The organism is Campylobacter sp. IFREMER_LSEM_CL1890, from assembly GCF_025772045.1.
Taxonomy (GTDB): domain Bacteria; phylum Campylobacterota; class Campylobacteria; order Campylobacterales; family Campylobacteraceae; genus Campylobacter_D; species Campylobacter_D lari_D.
In genome coordinates this window covers 1-24,707 of the sequence record NZ_JAKMRK010000001.1, presented here as the reverse complement: position 1 = coordinate 24,707, position 24,707 = coordinate 1, and the positions used below count along the sequence as shown (strand labels likewise).

Genomic DNA, 24,707 nt, shown 5'->3' with positions numbered 1-24,707 from the left:
AGGCTAGAATTGAATCATCTTTTTATAGTGCGTAATAAATTTAATGAGCATAAAAAAATCAGTCCAAAGGTGTTTGCTATTAATGCCTTTTTGCTAGCATTTTTATTGTTTTTATTTTTTTATTTATCTTTTTTAAGTGCTAGTTATAATTTTGATTTTATGGCAATTTATGAGTATAAAAACAAAATGATACAAGGTTTTTTTACGAGTTTTTTTATTAGTGTTTTGTCTTTGATTGTAGGTGTGATTTTTGCTTTGATTTTGTGTTATATGAGTCTTTGTAAAATCGTGCTTTTTAATATGTTTGCAAGAGTTTTTATAGAGCTTATTAGAGGCACACCTTTGCTAGTGCAAATTTTATTGATTTATTATATTTTTGCAGATAACTTGGGGCTTGATAATCGCTATGTTTGTGGAGTTTTGATTTTAGCTTTATTTGCTAGTGCTTATATTTGTGAAATATTTAGAGCAGGGATTTTAAGTGTTGATAAAATGCAATATGAAAGTGCTAAGGCTTTAGGTTTGAGTGAGTTTGAAATTTATAAAAGTGTGATTTTTCCTCAAGCTTTAAAAAATATCTTAGCACCACTAAGTGGACAACTTAGTAATTTGATCAAAGATAGCTCTCTTTTAAGCGTTATAGCTATTTCAGAATTAACTCAAAATGCTCAAGAAATTAATGCTTTTACCTTTTCTACTTTAGAAATTTATATTCCCTTAGCGCTTTGTTATTTGGTTTTAACTTTACCTATTTCTATGTTTTCAAGAAAGCTTGAAAAGAGTTTTTCTTAAAAGAAAAACTCAAGCTTTTGTTCTTTGAAAACTTCTTGCATATCTTTGAGATATTTTTGACTTAGCTTATCAAAAAGACCATTTTTTTTAAATTTTAAAATAAACTCATTGAGCTCTTCTTTTAATTTGGTATTGTTTTTATTTAAAGCTATGGCCCATTGCTCAGGTGTTTTTTCAAAAGGGGTAAAAATAGCTTTTGTTTGCTCAGGATGTTTTTTCCATGCTTTATAAATACTCATTTGATCATAAATAAAAGCATCAGCTTTTGCTTGAATGACTTCTAAAATGGCTGCATTTTCTTTATCAAATACTAAGATTTTTGCGTTTTTAAGATTTTTTTGAGCATATAAATGTGCACTTGAACCTCTTTTTAAAGCAAGGATTTTTCCTTTTTGATTTAAATCTTCTATGGAATTAATATTTGATTTTTTAGCGCTTAATATCGCTAAATTTGCCTTAGCATAAGGCAAGGTAAAATCTATTACTTTTTTTCTTTGCTCGCTTATACTCATAGAAGACATGATTAGATCTATTTTTTGAGTTCTTAAAGCAGGTATAAGTCCATCCCAAGCTATGTTTTGAATTTTTAAATCATAGTTTTTTTCCTTAGCAAAGGCTTGTAAAAACTCTACACTAATACCACTTGGATTACCTTTAGTATCACTCATTTCAAAAGGAGGGTAGGCTAACTCCATGCCTACGATTAATTCTTTTGCATGAAGTGTAAAAAACAAGCTTAGTAAAAAAAATATTTTTTTCATTTTTTAACTCCAAATTTAGCCAAAGCCCTTTCATAATCTTCTTTTGTATCTATACCTATGCTTTGACTTTGTATTTTTAACATTTTGATTTTTTTGCCATTTTCTAAGGCTCTTAATTGTTCTAATTTTTCACATTCTTCTAAAGCTGAGTTTTTTAAAGTACAAAATTCTTGTAAATTTTTAACCCTATATGCATAAATTCCAAGATGGGCTTTAAAATTTTGTTTATAATTTGCCCTTTCATAAGGAATTTTAGATCTTGAAAAATATAAAGCATAATCATTACTATCAGTAACTACTTTAACCAAATTTGGATCATCACAAGCTTTCGCATCTACTTCTTTGTAGCAACTACTCATAAAACAAAGCTCATCTTCAAAAGCTTTTTGGCTAAATTCTTTAAAATCTTTAATATTTTGTGTTTCTATAAAAGGCTCATCAGCTTGGACATTAATAATTAGCTCATTTTCATTTAGTTTTAAAATTTGACAAGCTTCGTTGATCCTATCAGTGCCACTTTCATGATTTTTGCTTGTTAAAACTGCTTTTATATTGTGTTTTTGTGCTATTTTTAAAACCTCTTCATCATCAAGTGCCACATACACTTCATCAACTTCTTGCATTTTTTTAGCTGTATAAATAAACATAGGTAAATTATCAATCTCACATAAAATTTTATTTTCAAAACGACTTGATTTTAATCTTGCTGGTATGATTATCATTGTTTTATCCATTCTATAATAGTTTGTTTTAGATTTTCAAGTTTGCAAACTTGATTTTGTTTTTGAGTGCTTGTAAATAAGCTTGCAATATTTGGATGAATTTCTTGCTTAAATTCTTTTGCAAGTTCTTGCATACAAGCTTGTTCATCTTGACATTCTTTGTTATAAATTGCTTGATACATACTTGGGGTAAATTTACTCCATTGTGCTGTGGAAGTGATGAGTGTCGTGGTGTTAGAATCAAGCATTTTAAAGCAAGTGCAAGTGTGAGGATCTAAAAGTCCTAAGTGGCTGTATTGTTTGATATATTGCATACACTCATCATCATTGCAAAAATCAGCTTCAAAGTCTTCTTGTAAAAGCTCTAGTTCTTTTTGGCTAAGCTCATAATATTTTTCATTCTTTAAAGCTTGCATAAGTTCTTTGGTGCGTTCATCTTTAAATTTATCAAAAAGCAATCTTTCTATATTTGATGATATGAGTATATCCATAGCAGGGGAAATAGTCTTTTGTAAGTTTTTATTTCTTAAATCATATTTACCTGTATTAAAAAACTCACTTAAGATATTGTTTGAATTGGAAGCAATTTTAATTTTACCTATATTTGCTCCCATTTTTTTAGCATAATAAGCTCCCAAAGCATCGCCAAAATTTCCACTTGGAATGATGATGTCTATTGTTTTATCAATTTTTAAGCTAGCATAATAATGATAGATGATTTGAAAAAGTATTCTTCCAAAATTAACTGAATTTGCAGCACTTAGACTTAACTTTTCTTCTTTTAAGGTGTTTTTAAAATCTTCATCATTTAAAAGTGTTTTTAGGGCATTTTGTGCATCATCAAAATTACCTTCAATGGCTATGGATTTTAAATTGCTTGCATTTGAGTGTGTCATTTGTAAAGCTTGAGTTTTGCTTGTGCCTTCATTTGGGTAAATGCAAACTACTTTTATGCCTTTTTTATTTTCAAAGCTTTTTAGCGTAGCAGGTCCTGTATCGCCACTTGTAGCACACATGATTAAAAAATCATCATCTTTTTTTAAGCATTCCAAAAGCACGCCAAAAGGCTGCAATGCCATGTCTTTAAAAGCTCTTGTTGGCCCATGAAATAATTCATTAATATAAAGCTTATCATTAATTTTTCTTAAATTAATAGGGCAGGTTTTATCATCAAAACTCTCATAAGTTTTCAAAGCTTTTTCAAAAACTTCAGGCTCTAAATCAAAATCAAAAGCTGCGATGATTTTTAAGGCTAATTCTTTGTAGTTTAAATTTTTTAAAGCTTCATTATCAAGCTTTGGTAGATTAAGTGGTGCATATAAAGCATTATTAGGTGCACTAGGGCTAAGTAAGGCCTTTGAAAAGCTTACTTGGTGATTTTTATCTTGGGTTGAGTGTAGTAACATTTTTTTCCTTATTGTTAAATTTATCAATATAATCTTGTAAAATTTGCTTAAAGCTGTCTTTTAAAATAATATCAAGATGAATTAATTCTGTTTTAAAGCCAAAATCTTTTACCTTGACATAGTCTTTAAAGGTTAGCATTAAGGTATCACAATTGTGTTTTTTTAAAAGTTTTTCTAATTCTTCTTTTTGAAAAGTGTAATGATCAGCAAAAAAATAACAAGCCCTAGCTTTGATAAAATGCTCATATAATCTAAAAGGCTTTGCAATAGAGCTTATTAAAATAGCTTTTTGATTTTCTTTTACATGAGAATAACGCACAAAATCTTCATTTTCTTTAGCTGTAAAATCAGCCCTTTTAGTAAAAGATTTTGGCAAACGATAAGCCCCACTAGGTAGGGTAAAATCAAAAAAAGGCTCATCTTTGCTTTGTAATAAAATATTAAGTTTTTTAATATGAAATTTAGAAAAAGCATCGTCTAAAAGTATGATCTTTGCTCCAAGTTCGATAGCTTTTTGTATGCCTTTAACTCTATCTTCACTTACTATCACTCCGCTAATATGCTTTGTAAGTGCATACTCCATAGCTTCATCGCCACTTTCTTTAATGCTGCATAAAATTTTATCTTTGTGTTTAACGATGATTAAGCCTTTACTTTGTCTTTTATAGCCTCTTAAGATGATAAAACAATTTTCAAATTCAGCAGCTATGGCTTTACAAATGGGGGTTTTTCCATTGCCTCCTAGGGTTAGATTACCTATGCTTATAATGGGTAAATTAAAATCAAGTTCTTTTTTAAATTTAGTATTTAAAATAGCTATAATCATATATAAAAAGCTAAAAGGTAAAAGCAAAAAGGCTAGAATTTTTTGTAAAAAATTAGGTTTAAAAAAATACCGATCAAGCCAAGTCATATGTATTCTTTAATGTTGTTGGAAGTTTTCTTTTAAAGGCATTATTTTGCATACGCTCTAAGACTAAATTTTTTAAATTTTCATCAAAATTTTCCAAGCCTTGATTATTTTCTAAAGCTTTTAAAACTTCATCTAAAACTTCATATTTATAGCCAAGATCTTTTTCATCGCTTTGATTTGGCCAAAGATCAGCACTAGGGGCTTTTTGTATGAAATTTTCATGTACACCTATAAATTTAGCAAGCTCAAAAACTTCACTTTTATAAAGTGTAGCTAAAGGATTAAAAGCGCAAGCTAAATCCCCATAAATAGTTCCATAACCAAGCATAAGTTCGCTTTTATTAGAAGTGCCTACCACTAAAGCATTATGCAAGGCTGAATAATCATAAAGCAAGCTCATGCGCACTCTTGCAGCTAAATTCCCAAAACGTAAATGGCTTAAATCTTGACAAATTTTTTCATAAGCACAAAGTACTTCATCAATATAAATGATCTTATGATGAATTTGCAAATGATCACACAGCATTAACGCATCATCTAAATTTTCTTTTTTAGAATATTTTGTAGGCATTAAAAGCACAAAAAGTTTTTCACCTACTGCTTTTTTGCAAAGATGAGCTACTAAAGCTGAATCTATCCCACCGCTTAAACCTAAGATGAGATTTTTATCTCTTGCTTGTTCTTTTATAAAATTGATCAATAATTCTTGTAATTTTGTATAATTCATAAAAAATCTTTAAATATTAATTTTTTAAAATTATATTTGATTTAGTTAAAAGGAAGTTTATATGCGTATTTTGAAACAACCATGTGGAATGTATGAAACAAATTGTTATATTATAGATCATAATAACAAGCAAATTATCATCGATCCAGGAGAAAATGCTTATAAGTTTATCAAAGAAAATACAAGTAAACCTTTAGCTATTTTAAATACCCATGGTCATTATGATCATGTTTATGATAATGCTAAAGTTAAAATGGCTTATGAAATTCCAATTTTTATCCATAAAGATGATGCTTTTATGCTAAAAGATCCTTTTAATTATGGTTTTGAGCATTCAAGTGCTGATGTATTGATAGAAAATGAAAATGAATTTAGTATAGATGAGTTTAAGTTTAAATTTCATCATTTCCCAGGGCATACTCCAGGGTGTTGTATGATAGAACTTGTGGGTGAAGATGTGCTTTTTAGTGGGGATTTTTTATTTTATCGTAGTATTGGTAGGTGGGATTTTCCTTACTCAGATGCAACTAAGATGAAAGAGAGTTTGCTTAAAGTTTTAGCTTATGAAAAAGATTTTAAGCTTTTTCCAGGGCATGGAGAAGAAAGTTCTTTAAGAGAAGAGCAAAGTGCAATTCCTGCTTGGTTAAGGTATTTTCATTAATGGATAAGGTTTTATATTTTTTAAGTTTTTTACTGATTTTAAGTGCGATTTTGAGTTTTTTTAAACCCAAAGAAACAAAAAAGAAATTTTTTCACAAATGTCCATGTTTTAGAGCAGTAGAAAATGGTTTAATGAGTAGAATTTGCATTTATGCAGGAAGTTTTGGTTTTATGTATTCTGTGCTTTATATTGGTTTTGGAGTGTATGATAAAAAGCTTTTTATGATTTTGCTTTTATCTTTTGCGATATGGTATTTTGCTTGGGTTTTAAAAAAAGAATAGCTAGAATTAGCTATTCTTAAAAATTATTTTGTATTAATATATAAAGGTTCAAAAGGACCATAACGATGTTGCTCTATACTAAATTTATCATGTTTAGCATAAGGTTTTACATCCATATCTGCAGGTTTTACATCACGATCTGGAAAGTCTTTATTTCTATTCTTTTTAATAGGTCTTGGTTGAGAATTAATATAAGCTGCCACATCATAAGCTTGTTCTAGAGTTAAGGTTGCATCATCTTTTGGCATATTTGCTTTGATATAACTTGTAGCTTTGATAAGTCTATACATGCCAGCACCTGTGTTGTAACTATCATTTCCCCATAAAGCAGGATATATGTAATAACTCATACTAGGATTATTACTTTTTATCCCCTCTCCATTTTCTCCATGGCAGGCTACGCATTTATTTTGATAAATTTCTTTACCTTTTTTAGGATCTGCTGCTCTTTTTAAAAAGGATATTTTAGGTAATCCTTGTCCTTGTGTTTTTGCTCCTACTTCTATACCTTGAGAAATATAATGCATATAAGCAAGTATGGCTTTCATTTGAGGAGAGTTGTTTGGAAGCCTTTTGCCATTCATGGATCTTTCCATACAGCCATTAATTCTATCTTCTAGAGTGATTATTTTATCCGCTCTTGCATTATATTGTGGAAAGCGTGCATAAATTCCTACAAAACCTGATTGATTTTTTATAGTTCCAGCATTAGCATGACAGCTTGAGCAAGAAAGATTGTTACCTGCATAACGATTTTTAGGATTTTTTGCTTGAGGTCCTATATAGTTTGTGGTGTAATTTAAAATTTTATTACCCAAAATGACTGCTTGAGTATAAGGTGAATTTGGAAGTTTATCTTCAATGATAATACCATTTTCTATAGTATTTGGGACTTTCCATTGTGCACTTTGTAAATGGATACCTGTTTGCTTTTTTGCTTGAAGTTTTGCTTGATCAATGGCAAAAGCAGAACTCATTAAAAAAGATAAAGATAAGACAGAATATACAATTTTTTTCATTTTACCTCCTTGAACTTGTCTTATTTTCATCTTATAACTTGAAATTTAAAAAAATATTAAATGTTTTTAATGTAAAAGTATCTTTAAATACTACTATGCCGTTTTTAAAGATAAAAATGATATTATTAATATTTTTTAGAATATGTAATTAATGTTACCTTTTTATACATTTTATCAAAGGAAATTATCAATGAGAAAAAGCATAGCAGAATGGGAAAAACAGGAACTACTTTTACTTTCATTACCCCATAAAAATAGCGATTGGAGTCCTTATTTAGAAGAAATTATGCAAAGCTATGAGGAATTTATTAAAGCTGTGGCAAATTTTCAAAAAGTTTTACTTATTGCTCCAAGTGAAAAAGATTTTCAAAGATTTAAACATATAAAAAATGTAGATTTTTTTAAGTGTGATACTAATGATACTTGGATTAGAGATTTTGGTGCAATTGATGCGCGTGAAGATGATAAAATTATAGGGCTTGATTTTACTTTTAATGCTTGGGGCGATAAATTTCAAAGCACTTTAGATAATGCGGTAAATTCAAAGCTTTTTGCACAAAAATTACCTGGAAAATTAGAAAAAATTGATCTTATTTTAGAAGGTGGGAGTATTGATTTTAACGGGCAAGGAGTAATGCTTACAACGAGTGCTTGTTTGTTAAATGAAAATAGAAATTCACATTTAAATAAAGAGCAAATTGAAGCTAAGTTAAAAGAAATTTTTGGCTTAAAACAAATTATATGGTTAAATCATGGTTATATAAAAGGCGATGATACTGATCATCATATAGATACTCTAGCAAGATTTATAAATGAAAAAACTATTGCTTATTGTGTGTGTAAAGATGAAAATGATGAGCATTATAAACCTTTAAAGGCTATGGAAGAGGAACTTAAAAAAACAGGATTTGATTTATTAGAGCTTCCTTTACCTAAGCCTTTGTATTTTGAAGGTAAAAGAATTGGTGCTACTTATGCAAATTTTGTTTTTGTTAATGGTGGTTTGATAGTGCCAACTTATAATGATGAAAATGATGCTTTGGTATTAGAAAATTTACAAAAAGCATGCAAAGATAGAAAAGTAGTAGGGGTTGATGCAAGGGTGTTTTTAAGACAAAATGGTTCTTTGCATTGCTCTTGTCAAAACCGCTATGAAGGTCAAAGATGAATTTACAAAAAAGCGCAACTATCATTGCAAGTGTATGTGCTATTTTTTTAGCTATTATAAAATTTGCAGTAGGATTAGCTTCAGGTTCTGTTGCAGTACTTTCTAGCGCGATTGATTCTTTGCTTGATTGTGTGATTTCGGGTTTAAATTTTTTAGCTTTGAAAAAAAGCTCTCAAGGCTCTAGCAAGGAATATAATTTTGGCCTTAGTAAAATTGAAGCTTTAATGGGGCTTTTTGAAGGTCTTGTTATTAGTGGGATTGGGGTTTATATTTTTTATGAGAGTGTTTTGAAAATTCACAATCAAGAAAGTGTAGAAAAACTTGATCTTGGAATTTTTGTCATGGCTTTTGCTATGGCTGTGACTTTGTGTTTGGTGGTTTTTTTAAATTATGTTGCTAAGAAAACAAAAAGCTTGATTATAAAAGCTGATAGCTTACACTATAAAATAGACTTTTTGACTAATGCTTTAACGCTTTTAGCACTTGTGATTATAGCTTTTACAAATTATCATTTTATTGATGGAATATTTGGTATAGCTATAAGTTTATATACGATTTTTTCAGCTTTTAAAATCATTAAGGAAAGTTCTAAAATTTTATTAGATGTAGCTATTGATAAAGAACAAGTTGAAGTGATTAAACAAATCATAAGTACAAATAAAGAAGTCAAAAGTTTTCATCATTTAAAAACTAGAAAAAGTCCTGATATGCTTTATGTTAGTGTGCATTTAGTTTTTGAACCTACAATATCACTTTTAAAAGCTCATGAGATTGGTGATGAGATTGAAGATAGTATAAGAGAACATTTTAAAGATGATTTTTGGAATATCCATATACATTTAGATCCTTATGATGATTCAGAAGAAGAAAGGAGTAAAAATGAAATTAGCGCTCATTCAGCAAGAATTTAAACAAAATAAAGAAAAAACTATAGAAAAAACATGCGAACTTATTAAACAAGCAGCAAAAGAAAAGGCTGAGCTTGTGTGTTTGCAAGAGCTTCATCAAACGCAGTATTTTTGTCAAAGTGAAAATACAAACTTTTTTGATTTGGCAAATGACTATGAAGAGGATGTTAAATTTTGGTCTAATATAGCTAGGGAAAATAAAGTTGTTTTGGTAACTTCTTTATTTGAAAAAAGAAGTGCAGGGCTTTATCATAATACTAGTGTGGTATTTGAAAAAGATGGCTCCATAGCAGGCAAATACCGCAAAATGCATATTCCTGATGATCCTTGTTTTTATGAAAAATTTTATTTTACTCCAGGTGATTTGGGTTTTGAGCCTATACAAACAAGTGTTGGAAAGCTTGGTGTTTTAATATGCTGGGATCAATGGTATCCTGAAGCTGCTAGGTTAATGGCTTTAAAGGGAGCTCAAATTTTAATTTATCCTACCGCTATAGGTTGGTTTGATAAGGATGAAAAAGAAGAAAAACAAAGACAGCTTGAAGCTTGGATAGGTGTGCAAAGAGGTCATGCTATAGCTAATGGCTTACCTGTAGTAGCTATTAATAGAGTGGGTTTTGAAAAAGATGAAAGCGGTGTGGAAGAAGGTATAAGATTTTGGGGGAATTCTTTTGTTTTTGGGGCCCAAGGTGAAGAGCTTTTTAGGGCTGATGATAAACAAGAGCTTTGTAAAATCGTTGAAATTGATATGCAAAGATGTGAAAATGTGCGTAGATGGTGGCCATTTCTACGCGATAGACGCATAGAATATTTTCATGAATTAAATAAAAGATTTATTGACTAAAAGGAGGAAAAATGAAAAAAGTTTTAGTGCCTTTGGCAAAAGGTTTTGAAGAGGCTGAATTTATAGGTATAGCTGATGTTTTAAAAAGAGCAGGGGAGGCTAGTGGAAATTTAGAAGTTATTATTGCTTCACTAGATGATGAGCTTTTAGTGCAAGGAGCTAATGGAATTAGCATAAGGGCTGATGTGAGTTTGGCTAGTGTTGATCAAGAAAATTTAGATGCAATCGCTTTGGCAGGTGGATTTGAAGGTATGATGAATTTAAAAAACAATTCACTTATCATAAAAATCATACAAGATTTACATGCTAAGAAAAAAATCGTAGCTGCTATTTGTGCTTCACCTATGGTATTGGCAAAAGCAGGGGTGATTAACGGCGAGTTTTCTTGCTATCCTGGTTGTGAAGTGGGTATTGAAGGTATAAGAGTAAATAAAGCAGTTGTAGTAAATGAAAATGTCATCACAGCAGCTGGGCCTGCTACGGCTATTTTATTTGGTTTAGAGCTTGCTAAACATTTATGCTCAGAAGAAATTTATCAAAAACTTTATGAAGGTATGCTTGTTCCTTTAACAAAATAAACCCTCGCTGATGAGGGTTTAGCTTACATTTGTTTCATAAGCTTGGTAATTTCACCCTCATGAGGAAATCTATCTACTTCACAATTAAACAAGTCTTTTTTAGAGTAAATGATTTTACCATCTACTTCTACTATAAAATGACCGCCACCTTTTTCTATGGTAGAAATTTGTGCATCTTTGAATTCATTTTGTATTTCTTCTGCAACCCTTGCAGCTTGTGGTTTGTAATTTCAAAGATTACAATAATAAATTTTTACTTCCATTTTTTACTCCTTTTTTGAAAGTAAGCTATTATACATTTTTTATGCTTGTAAGTTTTAAATTTAAGGTTTTTTTTTATAATAATAAAAAAATACAAGGAAAAATATGAGCCAATTTACACATTTGCATTTACATACAGAATATTCTTTACTTGATGGAGCAAATAAACTCAAAGAGCTAGCTAAAACGCTAAAAGCACAAGGTGCAACAAGTGTTGCTATGACTGATCATGGAAATATGTTTGGTGCTATTGATTTTTATAAAACAATGAGAGCTGAAGGAATTAAGCCTATTATAGGGCTTGAAGCATATTTACATAATCACGATGATTTAAGTGATAAAAGTTCAAGACAGCGTTTTCATCTTTGTTTATTTGCTAAAAATGAAATTGGTTATAAAAATTTGATGTATTTGAGCTCGCAAAGTTATATACATGGCTTGTATTATTACCCAAGGATTAATAAAAAGCTTTTAGAGACTCATAGTGAGGGTTTGATTTGCTCTTCTGCGTGTTTGCAAGGTGAGGTTAATTGGCATTTAAATACCAAGAATGAAAGAAATATAAAATTTGGCGCAAAGGGTTATGAGGGTGCAAAAGAAGCAGCTTTATGGTATAAAAAGGTTTTTGGAGATGATTTTTACCTTGAAATTATGCGTCATGGTATTGATGATCAAAAATTTATTGATGATTCTATCATCAAACTTGCTAAAGAGCTTGATATAAAAATTATTGCAACTAATGATACGCATTACACTTTTAAAGAAAGAGCGGCTGCTCATGAAGTATTTATGTGTATAGCCATGGGGGTTAAGCTTGATGATCCAGGGCGTTTAAGACATGAGGTGCATGAGTTTTATGTAAAAACGCCAGAGCAAATGAGCGAGCTTTTTGCTGATATTCCTGAAGCCATTGAAAATACTCAAGAAATAGCTAATAAATGCAATTTAGAATTAAAACTAGGCGATCCAACCCCACCAAATTTTAAATTTACCCGTGAATATGCAAAAAAATATAGTTTAAATCTAGCACAAGAAGATCAAGAATTTAGCTTTGATAATGATGATATAGTTTTTGAGTATCTTTGTAAAAAAGGCTTGGAAGAAAGACTTCAATTTATCGATGAGAGTAAGCACCAAGAGTATAAAGATAGGCTTGATTTAGAAATTAGTATTATTAAAAATATGAAATTTTCAGGTTATATGTTAATCGTTCATGATTTTATCGCCGCAGCTAAGGAAAAAGATATACCAGTTGGCCCAGGGCGTGGGAGTGCAGCGGGGAGTTTAGTTTCGTATTGTTTGAAAATTACAGATTTAGATCCTATACCTTATAATCTTCTTTTTGAGAGATTTTTAAATCCTGAGCGTGTATCAATGCCCGATATTGATGTGGATTTTTGTCAAGATAGAAGAGGGGAAGTGATTGATTATGTGATCGATAAATATGGAGCTGAAAAGGTTGCACAAGTCATTACCTTTGGTAAGCTTTTAGCAAAGGGGGTAATCCGTGATGTAGCTAGGGTTTGTGATATGAGCATACCTGATGCAGATGCTTTGGCAAAATTAGTTCCTGAAGAGCTAAAAATTACTTTAGAAAAAGCCTATGAGCAAGAACCAAAAATAGCTGAATTTGTAAATTCTCATCCAAAGGGGCGCCAAGTTTGGGATTTTGCTAAGGCACTAGAGGGTTTAAATAGAAATGCAGGTATGCACGCGGCCGGAGTTGTGATATCTAATGAAGCTTTGTGGAATAAAGCTCCGCTTTTTAGACAAAGCAAAAACGATGAGCGCCATTTGGTAACCCAGTATTCTAAAGAATATCTTGAAGATGTGGATTTAATTAAATTTGACTTTTTGGGTTTAAAAACCCTTACAGTAATTGATAATGCAATTAAGCTAGTGAAAAAGCGTTATGGTAAAGATGTAATTTGGGAAAAGATTGATATGAATGATCCTAAGGTTTATAAAACCATACAAAGTGGTAATACCTTGGGTATTTTCCAAATAGAATCAGGCGGTATGCAAAGTTTGAATGCTAGGTTAAAGCCTGAAAGATTTGAAGATTTAATCGCGGTTTTAGCTTTATATAGACCAGGACCACTTGATAGTGGGATGGTGGATGATTTTATCGATATTAAACATGGTAGAAAGGCTGCTACTTATGCATTTGATGATTTAAAGCCTATACTTGAAAATACTTATGGGGTTATAGTTTATCAAGAGCAGGTTATGCAAATAGTGCAAAAAATTGGTGGTTTTTCTTTGGGTGGAGCTGATAATGTGCGTCGTGCTATGGGTAAGAAAAAAAGAGAAATTTTGGACAATCTTAAAGCAGAGTATTTAGAAGGAGCTAAAAAACAAGGCTATGATGAGAAAAAGGCTGATGATTTGTTTGAGCTTATTTTGAAATTTGCTGAATATGGTTTTAATAAATCTCACTCGGCTGCCTATGCACTTATAACCTTTCAAACAGCGTATTTAAAAACTTATTATCCAAGTGAATTTATGGCTGCGCTTTTAACAAGTGAAGAAAGCAATGTGGATAAGGTCGCAAAATACATTGAAGAGATGAAAAGAATGAATATCAAGCTTTTGCCGCCAAATATCAATAAAGCTCAAAGAGAATTTAGTGCAACTAAGCTTGAAGATGGTTCTGAAGCTATTATTTATGGGCTTGGAGCGATTAAGAGTGTGGGAATTCCTGCGATAGAAAATATCATGACTATTCGCAAGGAAGAGGGCTTTAGTGATTTTGATGATTTTATAAGCTCTATTGATCCTACTAAGATTAATAAAAAAACTATAGAAAATTTAGCTAAATCAGGTGCATTTGATGAGTTTGGCTATACTAGAAAATGCTTGGTGGATAATCTTGAGCTTATTTCAGAAACAAGTAGAAAAATAGCTGAAGTTAAAAGAAATTCTACTGCTTCTCTTTTTGGAGAAGAAGAAATAGCAGCAGATATCAAAGTAGGGCTTCACGATAGCAAAGTAGAATTTGAGTTAATAGAAAAACTAGGCTATGAAAAAGAAATCTTAGGAATTTATGTATCAGGTCATCCTTTAGATAAATTTGCAAGTCAAATAGAAGGTATAGAATATTTTAAAAGTATGGATTTTGAAACACTCAAAGGCGAGGGTGAACTTTTGGTTGTAGGAAAGATTGAAGATTTTAAATCAATGATGAGTAAAAGTGGTAAAAGATATGCTAAGGCTGTGGTTTTAGACTTTTATTCTTCTTTTGATATGATTATTTTTGAAACTCAAGTAGAAAAAGTTGAAACACTTTTTAAAGAAAGCAAAGATGAAGCCTTTGCCTTTTTGCTAAGATATAAAAACAATGACAATGACTTAAGCTTTAGTTTAAATGAAATTTATACACTAGAAGAAGCAAAAGAAAATGAGCTAAAATCTTTTAGTAAGAAAAAAAGCTTTGTAAAAAAAGAAAACAAAGAAGAATTTACACAAGATCCTATGAAATTTGAAGAAAATATCATAGAACTTGACATTAATAAGCTTAGTAAAGATATGGTGTATGAAATTTATGATCTAGCTAATACAAGACATAATCCAAAAGATGCTAATAACAAAAAGCTTGTGTTAAAAGTACTTGATATGGGTAGCTGCTTGCTTTATCATACAAATTTTGTTCTCTCGCAAGAAGCTATGGATGTGATAGCTCAAAAATGTAAAACTTAAGTATTTAAATAAAAATAGGTTTGAATTTTATATGAGATTTTATATATGCAAATTTAAGTTGATAAAATTCAATGCCATTTTAAAAAATCACAAGGTTATCCTATAAAATGTCTCAAAAAAGGTTTTTATATATTTTTTAGTTAAAAATTTAATTATTTTTTTAGTAAGACAGAATTTTTAAGATAACTAAAATATATATAAAAAACCATTTTTGTTTGTCAAATATAATATATATTTATTTTTTAAAAATTTTCAATATTTCTTGTTTATATTCGCTTAATTTTAAAATTTCATAAAAATCTTTATCATAAAAAGTTCCAAGCTTTTGTATATCTACATTATGACTTGCAAATTCTATTAAAATGTCTTTTATTGGGTATTCTTTACCATCAAGGTCTAATCTATCCTTAAAATTATCTAAAAAAATAAGCAACGCAGGGGCTTTTACTCCAGTATGATATTCTATAATAGAATCTGCACGCAATAAATTATGTCTTAAAAGCTGTAAAAATCTTGATACTCTTCCCTTTGCTTCATAAGCGAGCATTTTCTGAATCGGCGCTAAGTAATACCTTCCTACTATATTTAGATCATATGGTATATTTTTTAAATCTATTTTTAATCCATGTTTAAAAAGTAAATAAATAAGATCGCTATGCACAAACATAACTAGTAGTTTTTCATCAAGCATCTCTTTAGGGTAACGCTTTATTAATTCTTGAAAGAAAAAATCAAGTGTTTCATCATCTGCATCGCAAAATCTTCTATTAGGCGTTTTGTCAAGTCTAATATTTTCAAAAAATGCAGTATCGATTTTGCTATCAAGATTATCCAAGATAAATTCTAAAATATTTTTGTTTTCTGTGCTCAATTTATGTTTTAATGCAACAAATAAACCAAAATTATTTTCTTCAGTAATTACTACTTTATAGCCTAATGTTCTAAGAAATTTAGCATATTCTAGTTTATCAAAACGCAAACAAGTATGCATCACTTTATCACTAATAGGAATATGAAAGCCTTGAGATTTTGCATTTTTTACAAGAGTACTAAAAAAATCCTCATCTGGCATTGCATTGCTTACTGTCCCTTTCGGTACATAAAAACAAAGCTGAGTGATATGTTGATACTGTTCATTTTGTAAAGGAAGTATCTTTTCTAAAATAATTTTAGCTTGTTTATAATCACGCGCCTTAACAAGTTTGCATAATAATTCATAGCTTGGATTATCCATATCAAATACTGCTTTATACCATGAAGGTGGATTGTTTTGCAAAGGGCAGTCGCTAAATATATTGTTTGATTGTTCTACTAATTCGCTTGGTAGATTCCATTCGCTTAAATCGCAGTCAAAAGATTTTGCTCCATGAAACATAGAATTGATATTTTCAGCTTTTTTTGGTTTCCATTTAGATAAATCACTTTTAAAAGACTCACAATCACAAAACATATCTTCAAAATCTTTTACATTTGTAACTTTCCACTTGCTTAAGTTTGCATTAAAATCTTTTAATCCTTTAAAAAGTCCATTCATGTATTTGATTTGGCTCACATCCCAAGACTCTATCCCGCTAAAATCTTTCCTATTTGTATGCAAATGAATGATTTCCATAGAATAACTAGCAAAAAGTTGATTTAGGTCTTTTATGTAACTTAAATCAATTTGCCCTAAAGATATAAATTCCATCTCTACTAATATTTTTAATTCAAAAAGATTAAATGGAATATAGCAAAGATTTGGATGTTTTGGTTTAAATTTACCTTTTTTATCATAAAAAGCACAACTGTGCAAAGCAGATTCTATGCTTTTACCCTTTATAATATCTTCTAAAATCTTTTTTAGCTCATAAAGACTACTTTTTTTGAGTTCTTTCCTTACACACCCGCTATAATCTTTATAACCATCATCATTATAATCAATGCAAATAAATTCACTAAATTCTATATAAATACCATCTCCTATATTTTTACCTTTGTTAGAATCTACTACAACTTTATCGATTAACTCATTTATAGCATCATCACATATTTTTAAAATGTCTTTGTTGATGCTTTTAATAGCGTCATTTTGTAATAAATTTAAAGCTTTTAAAACTTTAAAATTTTGCACAGCATCTATAAGCTCTTTAGGAGTTTTTCCTAAAATTATTGTAGTTTCTTGTGTTGAAACTTTATTTACATCTTTTTTTTCTCCATTCTCCTTGGCTTTTTTTATGGCATCGTTTAAAAGTTTGGAGCATTCATCACGATATTTACCCAATAAATCAAAGTCAGTTTTTCCATTAATTTCACAATGAGAAGAATCATATGCTGGTAAATTATATTTTTTTCTAATTTGCTCTGAAGTCATTGCTCCCGCATCTTTTAAAAGCTTTTTATTTCTAGATCCTCTTGCATTATCTAAAGGAGTTCTTGGGGTGACAAAATTCACATTAGCTCCTAGTTCAATTAAAAGCTTTGTAACCTTATAAGTTTCAGGTTCGCTTACAGCTTCAAATAAAAGAGTTTCATTGTATTCACTCTCTTGAATAAGTCGGGTTTGCATATCTACATTAGCCCCTCCTTTAATAGCTAGTTCTAATAATTCATAATTATTTTGCATAACCCAAAAATGCATAGGAGTTCTACCGGAAAATCCTTCATTATGCACTTCAAATTTAGCTCCACGATTGACTAGATATTGTATGATTTGAGAATTTGGGTTTTTAGTGCCTAGTATATATGCGTAGATTAGAGCGTTTTTATAAATATTAGGCTCGCCTTCTACTTCTTTCATTAAGATGTATTTTTCATTAGCTTCTTTGATATGTTTCATGTCGGGAAAAGCAAAATTATATTTAGGATCTTTTAAACTTAAACCATACTCATCAAATAAATAATCTAAAATAGAAAAATCATTATTATTTTCTTCACAAGCAAATGCGGCCCTTAATAAGCTTGCTGCTGGATCAAATAAAGATAGCTCATAATCTTCATTATTATGATGGTATGTAAAATGTGCCTCATAAAAGCTTTCTTTTATGGGATAATCTTTTAAAAGATTTTTAACATTTTCCAAGTCATTATTACTAATAAAATCAAATAACTGTTTTTGAATTTGCATTTTTTCTTCAAAACTCATAGCTATGATATCTTCTAATGTTTTCATTGTTTTTCCTTTAGTTTTTTTGTATTTGTTTGTTTTTGTTTAATTCTTCTTCTATATGAACAGGGTCATTTAAATTTAATCTTTTTATTACTATTTTATTAGGTGCTACTCCTTTGATATGGTGTAGATATATTTCTTTAAATATTGTCTTTATGCTTCTGTGAGCATGTCTGTGGTAGATAAAACCACTTCTTGATCCTTTATGGTTTTTATTGTCTTTATTAAATATCTCTAGATTAGTTATATTATCTATTAATTTTGTGTAATGATTGCATAAAAATAAATAATCAAGCTCATATTCTCTAGCAAGTTTTAACTCAAAGCTTATTTGTTCTGTTAAAGCTTGATCTTGAACATTTTTAACCTCTACTAAAGTAGGGTAATCATTTAGCGTTACTAAAAAATCAGGTATGGTGTGATTGAAACCTTTAGTATTAAAATTAGTATCTAGTTTTCTTTGATTGCTTAAATAGCGTGTGGATCTTTTCCCAAAAAGTAAAGAAGTGACATATTCTCCCGTATCTCCTATGAGTTTGGGTGAAATTTTTTTCTTGCTATTTTTTAATTTTTTGCATTTTTCAACTTCTTTTCTTTGCTTTTTCTCTAAATCTTCCTTAGTTTTTTTAGAAATTCCATCTGCTTTTTTAATGGTTTCAAGCTTATGTTGTGCGCTTTTTAAAAGCTCTTCTATTTGTTTTTCTTTACCACCATAAGAAGCAAAGCTTTGCTCATTTTCAAGCATACTTTTAAATTCCTTAGGGCTTTGTAAAGCAAAATGACTTGGATGTTCCACATTGGCTATTTTTCTTTGAAAAGTAAGGGTTTTTTGTTTGATATTGCTTAATTCTGAAATGACAAAGCTACTATTTAAAATAGGCACAGGATCAAAACTAGATTCTCCTTCATTGCGGATTAGTCTGGGTATAAGACACCATTTACAATTATACCGACCCTTAACAGAATTTTCATAAAATTCCTCTAAAAAATCTTTTGTTACTATTGCCACACCATTTTCTATCGGGATTTTTTTTATGCACTTGTTTATATTATCCTTACTTGTATAAACATCATAAAATACATCGTATTCATAATTTTTTCTTTTATATTCTTTAGCAGGTAAAGCATCATCTTTTAATTTATCAAATTCTTCATTGATTTTTTCATTGCTTTGAAGTTTAAGTTTTTCAATTTCTTTTTCTTCATTGATTTTTTGTATATATTCTAAAGAATTACTTTTATTGATGCGATATTCATCTTTTTTTTGTTTTTTGGTTTTTATTCTTGTTTTCTTCTCCTATCATATGCTCTTCTTTAGGCAAATAAAAGGCAAGAGAATAACCACTGATGATATCCACACTTTCAAATTCTTTGATTTTAAATTTCACATCATTAAATTTCAATGAAAAATCCTTTTTTGTTCTTTACCTTATTAATCTTATTTTTTATCCTTTCTTCTTTCTTCATACATTTTAATTTGTTCTGGTTCTTCTAAGCTTGTATCGATATTGTATTCTTCAACCAATTCCTCCCAAGTCTTAGCTCCTGCTTTTTTTAAGATTTTTATGTTTTTGCTTATATCATAGGTGTTAGCTCTATCTAATGGAGTAGCAGGATCATAATATTCAATTTTCCCATCTTCAATATCACTTATACAACAATTAGCCGCATTTACATCAGCTCCATATTTGATTAGCACTTCCACACAAGCTCCTATAGGTTTCTCATCAGATTCTGCAGCTCTATGCAAAAGGGTTTCTCCTGTATTAGTAAAGCTAAATTCACTTTCTGTTTTAATAGCTCTCATATTAGGATTTGCTCCTAGTTTTAAAGCTTCTTCTAAATACTTCACTTCTTCGCCGCATAATATCCATTCATGTAAAGGAGTGCTGCCACTTTCTTCATTATAAGTTTCAAATGTGCATCCTTTTTTAAAAAAATACTCTATTACTTCTTTATTTTTTCCATCTCTATCAATATACCTACTAAGTGCATTGTATCCAAAGCACACTTCATTGGCTTTAAGTCCTAAATTTTCAAAATACTCCATCATTTCAAAACTTTTACTTTTATCATAAGCAATTCCTGCACAAGCTAAAGCGATAACAGGATCGATAATAGCTCTTTTGTTTTCACTATCCCAATAAGGTGTATAGCATTTTTCAAAAAATATTTCAGGCACAGGATAATCTTTTAAAAATTCTTTAACTTCTTCAAGTTTGTTAGCCTCTACAAGATCATAAAATTCTAAACATAAGTTTTTTACATATTTATCTACATCTTCTTCTAAAGATAATATTTCTTCTAATGTTTTCATTGTTTTTCCTTTCTTTGTAAATTGGGTTTTAATCTTTAACAAGTGATTTTAGTATTTTATAAATCTCACTTAAATCATCATGATAAAGTACATTTTTAATAAACCAATCCATAAATTCATCTTCACTTACTTCATCATAAGGTATGCCAGTATCTTCTTCAAAAGCAACTTCGTAGTTTTCTGGATCTAAATTATTATATGCACCTTCCATAAAATCATCTATATGATTTTTTACTGCTTCTAGGAGTTCTTTACTAGGTTTTGTGTCTAAAAATGCTTTGAAATCATCTAAGCTTTCTAAAATATCGGTATTAAAATCCATAATTTTTCCTATGTTGTTGGTTTTCAATTTTTTAGTGTTTTTATTTTTTCCTTTCTTTATTTAATCCAAGTGTTATTAATCCAAACTATTTCATCAATTTGTTCAGCATAAGTAGCAAATCGTAATTTAAAATTCCTAGGATTGTTTTTATTGAAAAATTTCTTAAAGAGTGGATTTGTTTCTATAAAGTCAAAGATTTTTTCACATCTTATTTGTTGCTCTTCATAGTTGATTTCTAGATTTTCCATATCATCTACTTCTTTCAAATTTGCATATTTAATAAATTCTCCATTGTTATCATTGCTTGAGTAAGATTTGTTTTGCTCAAGATACTCATCATATGATAGACTAAAAGTTATCGTTAAAACCCATCTACTTAGATTTTCATCTTTAAAAAAAGTGTAAAAATCTTTCTCAAATTTGAAACAAATATAATATTCATCTATAAATGGTCTATTGTGTGAAATATCAATATCTATAAAAAAATCTACACAATCTTTATCTGTATTTTCTAAAAAATTCACTGGTGTTAGGCAAATTTTTTTAAATTCATTATAAATTTTTAGAGCATTTAAACCATCAAAAGGTTTTAATGTATCATAAAATTCTTTAGCCATTTTGATGCTTTGCAATGAAATAAAATTTTCATTTGTTTGTTTAATGTTTTGTAATTTTTCTAGTTGTATTTGTTCTTGTATATAAAATGTTTCTAGTCCAAATTTTTCATAAGGACTTCGTGAGTAAAATTTAACTTCCTTTACACTTAGTGGAAAATGTTTATTTATAAAAGAGCTCATGCATGTAAAATTATCTTCTAAATTTGATTGATACATATCTATACAAAACATAATATAAAGTATATTATTTTTTTCACATATAAAAAGATTATTGTAAGAATTTTTATAAGAATAAACATAGTCAAAGAATTTTTTATCAAAATTAGATTTAAATTCTATATTTTCGTCAATGTTAAAATCCTCTTCTTCGCTTCTATCTATATAGGATATAATGATCTTTTTTAAATCATTTTTAAAATATTTTAAAAAACAATTACATTGAAAAAAATCAAAACTACCTATGTATTTATCAACTTTAGTATAGTTGTCTTCCAAATAGCAACAACCTTGATAAAAAATAGAATTTAAAGCTATTCCTCCATTGCCATTTTGTCTAAAATTTAAATCAAAAAGTAAAGGAAGAGAGTTTTGGTTAAACTGCTCTTTTTCTATAAAATCTAAAATATATTCTTCCTCTGTGGTATCTCCAAACATAATAGCTGATTTTAAATTTTTATTCTCTTCATTTTCTAGTATGAAAATTTGCAAATTATTATCTAAATCTAATTTAAAATCAAAATTTGCTTTTAAATTTAATATTTTCAAAGCTTTACTTAAGGAGTTAAAGCACTCATCGTCATTTTGGATAAATATAATATTTTTAATTTCTTCTGTTTTTAGATAATTTGCTAATTCTTTTAAATTTATCATTCGTCTGTATGTTAATCCATAGGTTATATTAGCTTTTAAGGCATAGCAATATTCTTTGTGTTTAATGATATTTAAGAAATTTAATATATTATCTAAATCAAAAAGAGATTCTCCTAGCATTAAATAATCAAATATTTCTTCTGCTTGACTTTCTATGCTATTGTTTGGTTTAATTTGTGTAAAACCTAGTAAGCGTATTTTTGGTTCTTGAAATTCTTTATTTGCTTTTAAAAAACCTATGGAGTTTTCATTAATGTATTGTCTATCATATACAAAAATTTCACCATCAGTATGCTGCCAATCTTTAAAATCATAATTTTGTAAAAATTCTTCTTTTTCATACGAAGATAAATCTTTTATTTGACTTAAAATATCTAAAATTTGATTTAAAGCTATAAAATTTGTATTTTTATTTAAAAATTCTTGAAAATTTGTGATTTTATTTAAATTTTTTAATTGAATTTTGATATGGTCTTTTGTGTAGTATATTTGATTTTCGTAATAATTTAAATTTTGATTAAAATTTTCAAGATTTAATTTATGCATTAAGGTATAAAATTCTTTCAAGGTTTGTAGTTTTTTTAGGTGTTTTTGAGTGATACTTACTCCACATTTTAATAAAGTCTTGAAAAAATTTTGATCTATTTTTAAGGCAAAATTTTGTTTTTGTTCATCTTCTAAATTACAATAAAAATCGTATTCTTTAGTACTAAAAATAGGTTCAAAAACACAAATATTTATATTTTTCAAAGTTTTTTTACTAACACTTTTTTGCATTAAAATTTCGATAAAATCATTGTGAATTAAATCGTGTATTTTGCTTTGTTCTAAAACATCATCTAATGCTAAAAAATTACCACAAAGTTTTCGGATAATTTTATTAAATAAAGAATTGATAGTATTTATGTGAAAATTTGTAATATTTACATTTTCATCTAAATTTAAAATTTCTTTTATGTATTTTTCTTCAATAGAATTTAAATTTATAGTATATTCGTGTTTTTGTGAAGGAGCTAACTCTTCTAAGATCTGTTTAGAAAAATCATTTCTTTTTTTAATTTTGTAAGCTTTTATGGCATTAAAATTAAATTTTTTCGCTCTTATGAGTTCTTGTTCTTTATTTTTTATCTCTTCATCATTTAAGTTTGCATCAATTCTTTCATAAGCTAAAAGTTTTGGAGGACTATAGGTATAATTTAACATAAAAAGTTCTATACATTCTTCTTTTTGCCACTCATCATATAAACATTCAATATCATCAAGTTGGTTAATACGCTCTTTTCCTTGTGTTACTTGAGATATTTGCAAAGCTATGTTTATTTTGTTAAAAATTATATAGTTAGGTAAAGATTCTATAAATTTATTTATTTCTTCGTCTTCTAATTTGTAATTTTGATTATTTTGATTATAAATTTCGCAAAGCTGTGCTTGTAAAGAATAATAAAAATTTTGCATTATCATACTTTTTTGAGCTTGCTTGAATGTCACTTTTGCACCAGCTTTTATTAAATTGAAAAAATATTCTTTAGAATTGATGTTATTAAAAGATTTAGATTGTATAAAACCTATTTGATTTTTTGTTTCTTCTTCAAGTAAAGGTTTAATTATACATGTGAAAATATCATCATCTAATTTATGATTGATAAATATATCAGTATATTTTAAAAGTTCAATCTCCAAAGCATCATCGATAAAATCTTGTGCTTTTTTTGTATCACTTAAAGAGAGTTTTTCAAATTCTTCTTGAGTGATATCTAAGACATCTCTTAAGGCTTTTTGTATAATTTTTTCTTGATAATTTTTTAAAGCTTTTTGCTCTGAATCCATTTTGCCACTTTGTTCAAATTCATCTTCATAATAATCTCTCATAGCATTCATTTGTTTTGCAAATTCAAACATATCTTGTGTATTGATTTTTAAAGATTTTGCATCTAAAGTTTGAGGAATATTAAAACAACTAAATTGATCCATGAAATCTTGCATTTTAGGTGTATAGTTTTCTTCGGTTACGTCTTTGGTTTCATTTGTTGTTTCATTATCTGTTTGAGTTTGGCGGTAAAGATTAAAAAAATCATCTAGAATAAAATTTGCAATTATCTCAAAGGCAGATTCTGTTATTATGATATTTTTACCATTTTCATAAATCCAAGTAAATTTACCTCCACTTACGATAAAATTATTTTCTTGAATTTTTTCTACTTTAAAAATACTATTTTCCATTATTTTTAAAAAAGTATCAAAAAAGTTTTGATTTTTCAAATTTAATTCATAATAAAATATTTTATCTTTTTTTGTCAATGTGTAATTCAACATAAACCTTTTATAGAAGTTTTTTTGTAAATGGTATATTTTAGCTAGTATAAGTTTAAAACTAAAGCAAATGGTGCCCGAGGTCGCCATATAATTTATTAATCAAAACCATTAAGTATTCATACTTTAATGAAATATTTTTTCATTTGCACATACTTTTGCACATACTTTTTATTTTATTGTAAAAATGTGTAAAAAAGTGATATTTTTTGCTAAATAGGTGATATATTAAAATTTTTAGAGTGTGAATTTCAAGGAAAGAATATTGTGGATTTAAATTCTAACAAAGAAAAATACTGCCTGACTAATGAAGAGTAAGTGTTTAAATATATTCAAGAGACAATTTCAAAATAGAATATTTATTATCAGATGATCTGCTAAAATAG

21 protein-coding genes are annotated in these 24,707 nt (G+C 28.6%); 8 read left to right on the top strand and 13 right to left on the bottom strand.

The features are described from left to right. Positions 1–9 precede the first annotated feature (9 nt). On the top strand, positions 10–792 hold the full coding sequence (locus tag L8W57_RS00110; protein ID WP_263661786.1) for an amino acid ABC transporter permease: 783 nt from the start codon (positions 10–12) through the stop codon (positions 790–792). Here L8W57_RS00110 and L8W57_RS00105 read toward each other — a convergent pair. Genes L8W57_RS00105 through L8W57_RS00085 form a run of 5 tightly spaced genes read right to left on the bottom strand, consistent with a single transcriptional unit; the run spans position 789 to position 5,321 of the window. Beyond that, positions 789–1,553, bottom strand: coding sequence for a transporter substrate-binding domain-containing protein (locus tag L8W57_RS00105; protein ID WP_263661785.1), 765 nt, complete (start codon positions 1,551–1,553; stop codon positions 789–791). The genes L8W57_RS00110 and L8W57_RS00105 overlap by 4 nt on opposite strands. Continuing rightward, a complete protein-coding gene (kdsB, locus tag L8W57_RS00100; RefSeq protein ID WP_263661784.1) occupies positions 1,550–2,275 on the bottom strand; it encodes a 3-deoxy-manno-octulosonate cytidylyltransferase in 726 nt (241 codons plus the stop codon). The genes L8W57_RS00105 and kdsB overlap by 4 nt, the downstream gene beginning before the upstream one ends. Then, a complete protein-coding gene (gene thrC / locus L8W57_RS00095) occupies positions 2,272–3,681 on the bottom strand; it encodes a threonine synthase (protein WP_263661783.1) in 1,410 nt (469 codons plus the stop codon). The genes kdsB and thrC overlap by 4 nt, the downstream gene beginning before the upstream one ends. Continuing rightward, positions 3,656–4,594, bottom strand: coding sequence for a tetraacyldisaccharide 4'-kinase (locus L8W57_RS00090; protein ID WP_263661782.1), 939 nt, complete (start codon positions 4,592–4,594; stop codon positions 3,656–3,658). Before L8W57_RS00090 ends, thrC begins: the two co-directional genes overlap by 26 nt. Next, the gene (locus L8W57_RS00085) at positions 4,581–5,321 is read right to left on the bottom strand and encodes an NAD+ synthase (RefSeq protein WP_263661781.1); all 741 of its coding nucleotides are present in this window, start codon (positions 5,319–5,321) and stop codon (positions 4,581–4,583) included. Before L8W57_RS00085 ends, L8W57_RS00090 begins: the two co-directional genes overlap by 14 nt. Before the next feature lie 61 nt (positions 5,322–5,382). Between L8W57_RS00085 and L8W57_RS00080 the strand changes: the two genes are divergently transcribed. After that, entirely contained in the window at positions 5,383–5,982 is a 600-nt protein-coding gene (locus tag L8W57_RS00080) for an MBL fold metallo-hydrolase (protein ID WP_263660924.1), read from the top strand. Beyond that, complete coding sequence (locus L8W57_RS00075; RefSeq protein WP_133318838.1) at positions 5,982–6,263, top strand: hypothetical protein; 282 nt, start codon at positions 5,982–5,984, stop codon at positions 6,261–6,263. Before L8W57_RS00080 ends, L8W57_RS00075 begins: the two co-directional genes overlap by 1 nt. 23 nt (positions 6,264–6,286) lie before the next feature. Here the strand turns inward: L8W57_RS00075 and L8W57_RS00070 are convergent, their stop codons facing one another. Beyond that, a complete protein-coding gene (locus L8W57_RS00070) occupies positions 6,287–7,282 on the bottom strand; it encodes a c-type cytochrome (RefSeq protein ID WP_263661780.1) in 996 nt (331 codons plus the stop codon). A 190-nt stretch (positions 7,283–7,472) separates the two neighbouring features. Between L8W57_RS00070 and L8W57_RS00065 the strand changes: the two genes are divergently transcribed. Genes L8W57_RS00065 through L8W57_RS00050 form a run of 4 tightly spaced genes read left to right on the top strand, consistent with a single transcriptional unit; the run spans position 7,473 to position 10,780 of the window. Then, entirely contained in the window at positions 7,473–8,450 is a 978-nt protein-coding gene (locus tag L8W57_RS00065; RefSeq protein WP_263661779.1) for an agmatine deiminase family protein, read from the top strand. Beyond that, positions 8,447–9,361: a cation diffusion facilitator family transporter gene (locus tag L8W57_RS00060; RefSeq protein ID WP_263661778.1), complete on the top strand. Its 915-nt coding sequence runs from the start codon at positions 8,447–8,449 to the stop codon at positions 9,359–9,361. The genes L8W57_RS00065 and L8W57_RS00060 overlap by 4 nt, the downstream gene beginning before the upstream one ends. Further along, positions 9,330–10,202: an N-carbamoylputrescine amidohydrolase gene (locus L8W57_RS00055; RefSeq protein ID WP_263661777.1), complete on the top strand. Its 873-nt coding sequence runs from the start codon at positions 9,330–9,332 to the stop codon at positions 10,200–10,202. Before L8W57_RS00060 ends, L8W57_RS00055 begins: the two co-directional genes overlap by 32 nt. Before the next feature lie 11 nt (positions 10,203–10,213). Continuing rightward, positions 10,214–10,780, top strand: a complete 567-nt coding sequence (locus L8W57_RS00050) for a DJ-1 family glyoxalase III (RefSeq protein ID WP_263661776.1) — start codon at positions 10,214–10,216, stop codon at positions 10,778–10,780. Between the two features lie 23 nt (positions 10,781–10,803). Here L8W57_RS00050 and L8W57_RS00045 read toward each other — a convergent pair whose 3' ends face one another. Further along, positions 10,804–11,043 (bottom strand): SelT/SelW/SelH family (seleno)protein, encoded by a 240-nt coding sequence (locus L8W57_RS00045; protein ID WP_257396702.1) that lies wholly within the window; start codon positions 11,041–11,043, stop codon positions 10,804–10,806. 103 nt (positions 11,044–11,146) lie between these two features. Here L8W57_RS00045 and dnaE point away from each other — a divergent pair, with 103 nt between their 5' ends. Continuing rightward, the gene (gene dnaE / locus L8W57_RS00040; RefSeq protein WP_133318842.1) at positions 11,147–14,740 is read left to right on the top strand and encodes a DNA polymerase III subunit alpha; all 3,594 of its coding nucleotides are present in this window, start codon (positions 11,147–11,149) and stop codon (positions 14,738–14,740) included. A gap of 235 nt (positions 14,741–14,975) precedes the next feature. Here dnaE and L8W57_RS07865 read toward each other — a convergent pair whose 3' ends face one another. From L8W57_RS07865 to L8W57_RS00005, 6 genes are all read right to left on the bottom strand, one after another. Further along, positions 14,976–17,888, bottom strand: coding sequence for a BspA family leucine-rich repeat surface protein (locus tag L8W57_RS07865; RefSeq protein WP_133318843.1), 2,913 nt, complete (start codon positions 17,886–17,888; stop codon positions 14,976–14,978). A gap of 10 nt (positions 17,889–17,898) precedes the next feature. Then, the gene (locus tag L8W57_RS00025) at positions 17,899–18,894 is read right to left on the bottom strand and encodes a putative toxin (protein WP_263661775.1); all 996 of its coding nucleotides are present in this window, start codon (positions 18,892–18,894) and stop codon (positions 17,899–17,901) included. 244 nt (positions 18,895–19,138) lie between these two features. Next, on the bottom strand, positions 19,139–19,288 hold the full coding sequence (locus L8W57_RS00020; protein ID WP_263661774.1) for a hypothetical protein: 150 nt from the start codon (positions 19,286–19,288) through the stop codon (positions 19,139–19,141). A 35-nt stretch (positions 19,289–19,323) separates the two neighbouring features. Beyond that, positions 19,324–20,202, bottom strand: a complete 879-nt coding sequence (locus L8W57_RS00015) for an ankyrin repeat domain-containing protein (RefSeq protein WP_133318844.1) — start codon at positions 20,200–20,202, stop codon at positions 19,324–19,326. A gap of 28 nt (positions 20,203–20,230) precedes the next feature. Further along, positions 20,231–20,524 carry a hypothetical protein gene (locus tag L8W57_RS00010; RefSeq protein ID WP_133318845.1) on the bottom strand — a complete coding sequence of 98 codons (294 nt, stop codon included), beginning with the start codon at positions 20,522–20,524 and terminating at the stop codon, positions 20,231–20,233. Positions 20,525–20,580: 56 nt separating this feature from the next. Next, positions 20,581–24,321, bottom strand: coding sequence for a hypothetical protein (locus tag L8W57_RS00005; RefSeq protein WP_263661773.1), 3,741 nt, complete (start codon positions 24,319–24,321; stop codon positions 20,581–20,583). Positions 24,322–24,707 lie beyond the last annotated feature (386 nt).

Excerpts from the sequence above, each read along its gene's own strand:
- L8W57_RS00070 (WP_263661780.1), bottom strand. The coding sequence starts at position 7,282 with ATGAAAAAAATTGTATATTCTGTCTTATCTTTATCTTTTTTAATGAGT.
- L8W57_RS00015 (WP_133318844.1), bottom strand. The coding sequence starts at position 20,202 with ATGAAAACATTAGAAGAAATATTATCTTTAGAAGAAGATGTAGATAAA.
- L8W57_RS00010 (WP_133318845.1), bottom strand. The coding sequence starts at position 20,524 with ATGGATTTTAATACCGATATTTTAGAAAGCTTAGATGATTTCAAAGCA.
- L8W57_RS00065 (WP_263661779.1), top strand. The coding sequence starts at position 7,473 with ATGAGAAAAAGCATAGCAGAATGGGAAAAACAGGAACTACTTTTACTT.
- L8W57_RS00075 (WP_133318838.1), top strand. The coding sequence starts at position 5,982 with ATGGATAAGGTTTTATATTTTTTAAGTTTTTTACTGATTTTAAGTGCG.
- L8W57_RS00060 (WP_263661778.1), top strand. The coding sequence starts at position 8,447 with ATGAATTTACAAAAAAGCGCAACTATCATTGCAAGTGTATGTGCTATT.
- thrC (WP_263661783.1), bottom strand. The coding sequence starts at position 3,681 with ATGTTACTACACTCAACCCAAGATAAAAATCACCAAGTAAGCTTTTCA.
- L8W57_RS00085 (WP_263661781.1), bottom strand. The coding sequence starts at position 5,321 with ATGAATTATACAAAATTACAAGAATTATTGATCAATTTTATAAAAGAA.
- dnaE (WP_133318842.1), top strand. The coding sequence starts at position 11,147 with ATGAGCCAATTTACACATTTGCATTTACATACAGAATATTCTTTACTT.
- L8W57_RS00050 (WP_263661776.1), top strand. The coding sequence starts at position 10,214 with ATGAAAAAAGTTTTAGTGCCTTTGGCAAAAGGTTTTGAAGAGGCTGAA.
- L8W57_RS00055 (WP_263661777.1), top strand. The coding sequence starts at position 9,330 with ATGAAATTAGCGCTCATTCAGCAAGAATTTAAACAAAATAAAGAAAAA.
- L8W57_RS00080 (WP_263660924.1), top strand. The coding sequence starts at position 5,383 with ATGCGTATTTTGAAACAACCATGTGGAATGTATGAAACAAATTGTTAT.
- L8W57_RS00105 (WP_263661785.1), bottom strand. The coding sequence starts at position 1,553 with ATGAAAAAAATATTTTTTTTACTAAGCTTGTTTTTTACACTTCATGCA.
- L8W57_RS07865 (WP_133318843.1), bottom strand. The coding sequence starts at position 17,888 with ATGAAAACATTAGAAGATATCATAGCTATGAGTTTTGAAGAAAAAATG.
- L8W57_RS00090 (WP_263661782.1), bottom strand. The coding sequence starts at position 4,594 with ATGACTTGGCTTGATCGGTATTTTTTTAAACCTAATTTTTTACAAAAA.
- kdsB (WP_263661784.1), bottom strand. The coding sequence starts at position 2,275 with ATGATAATCATACCAGCAAGATTAAAATCAAGTCGTTTTGAAAATAAA.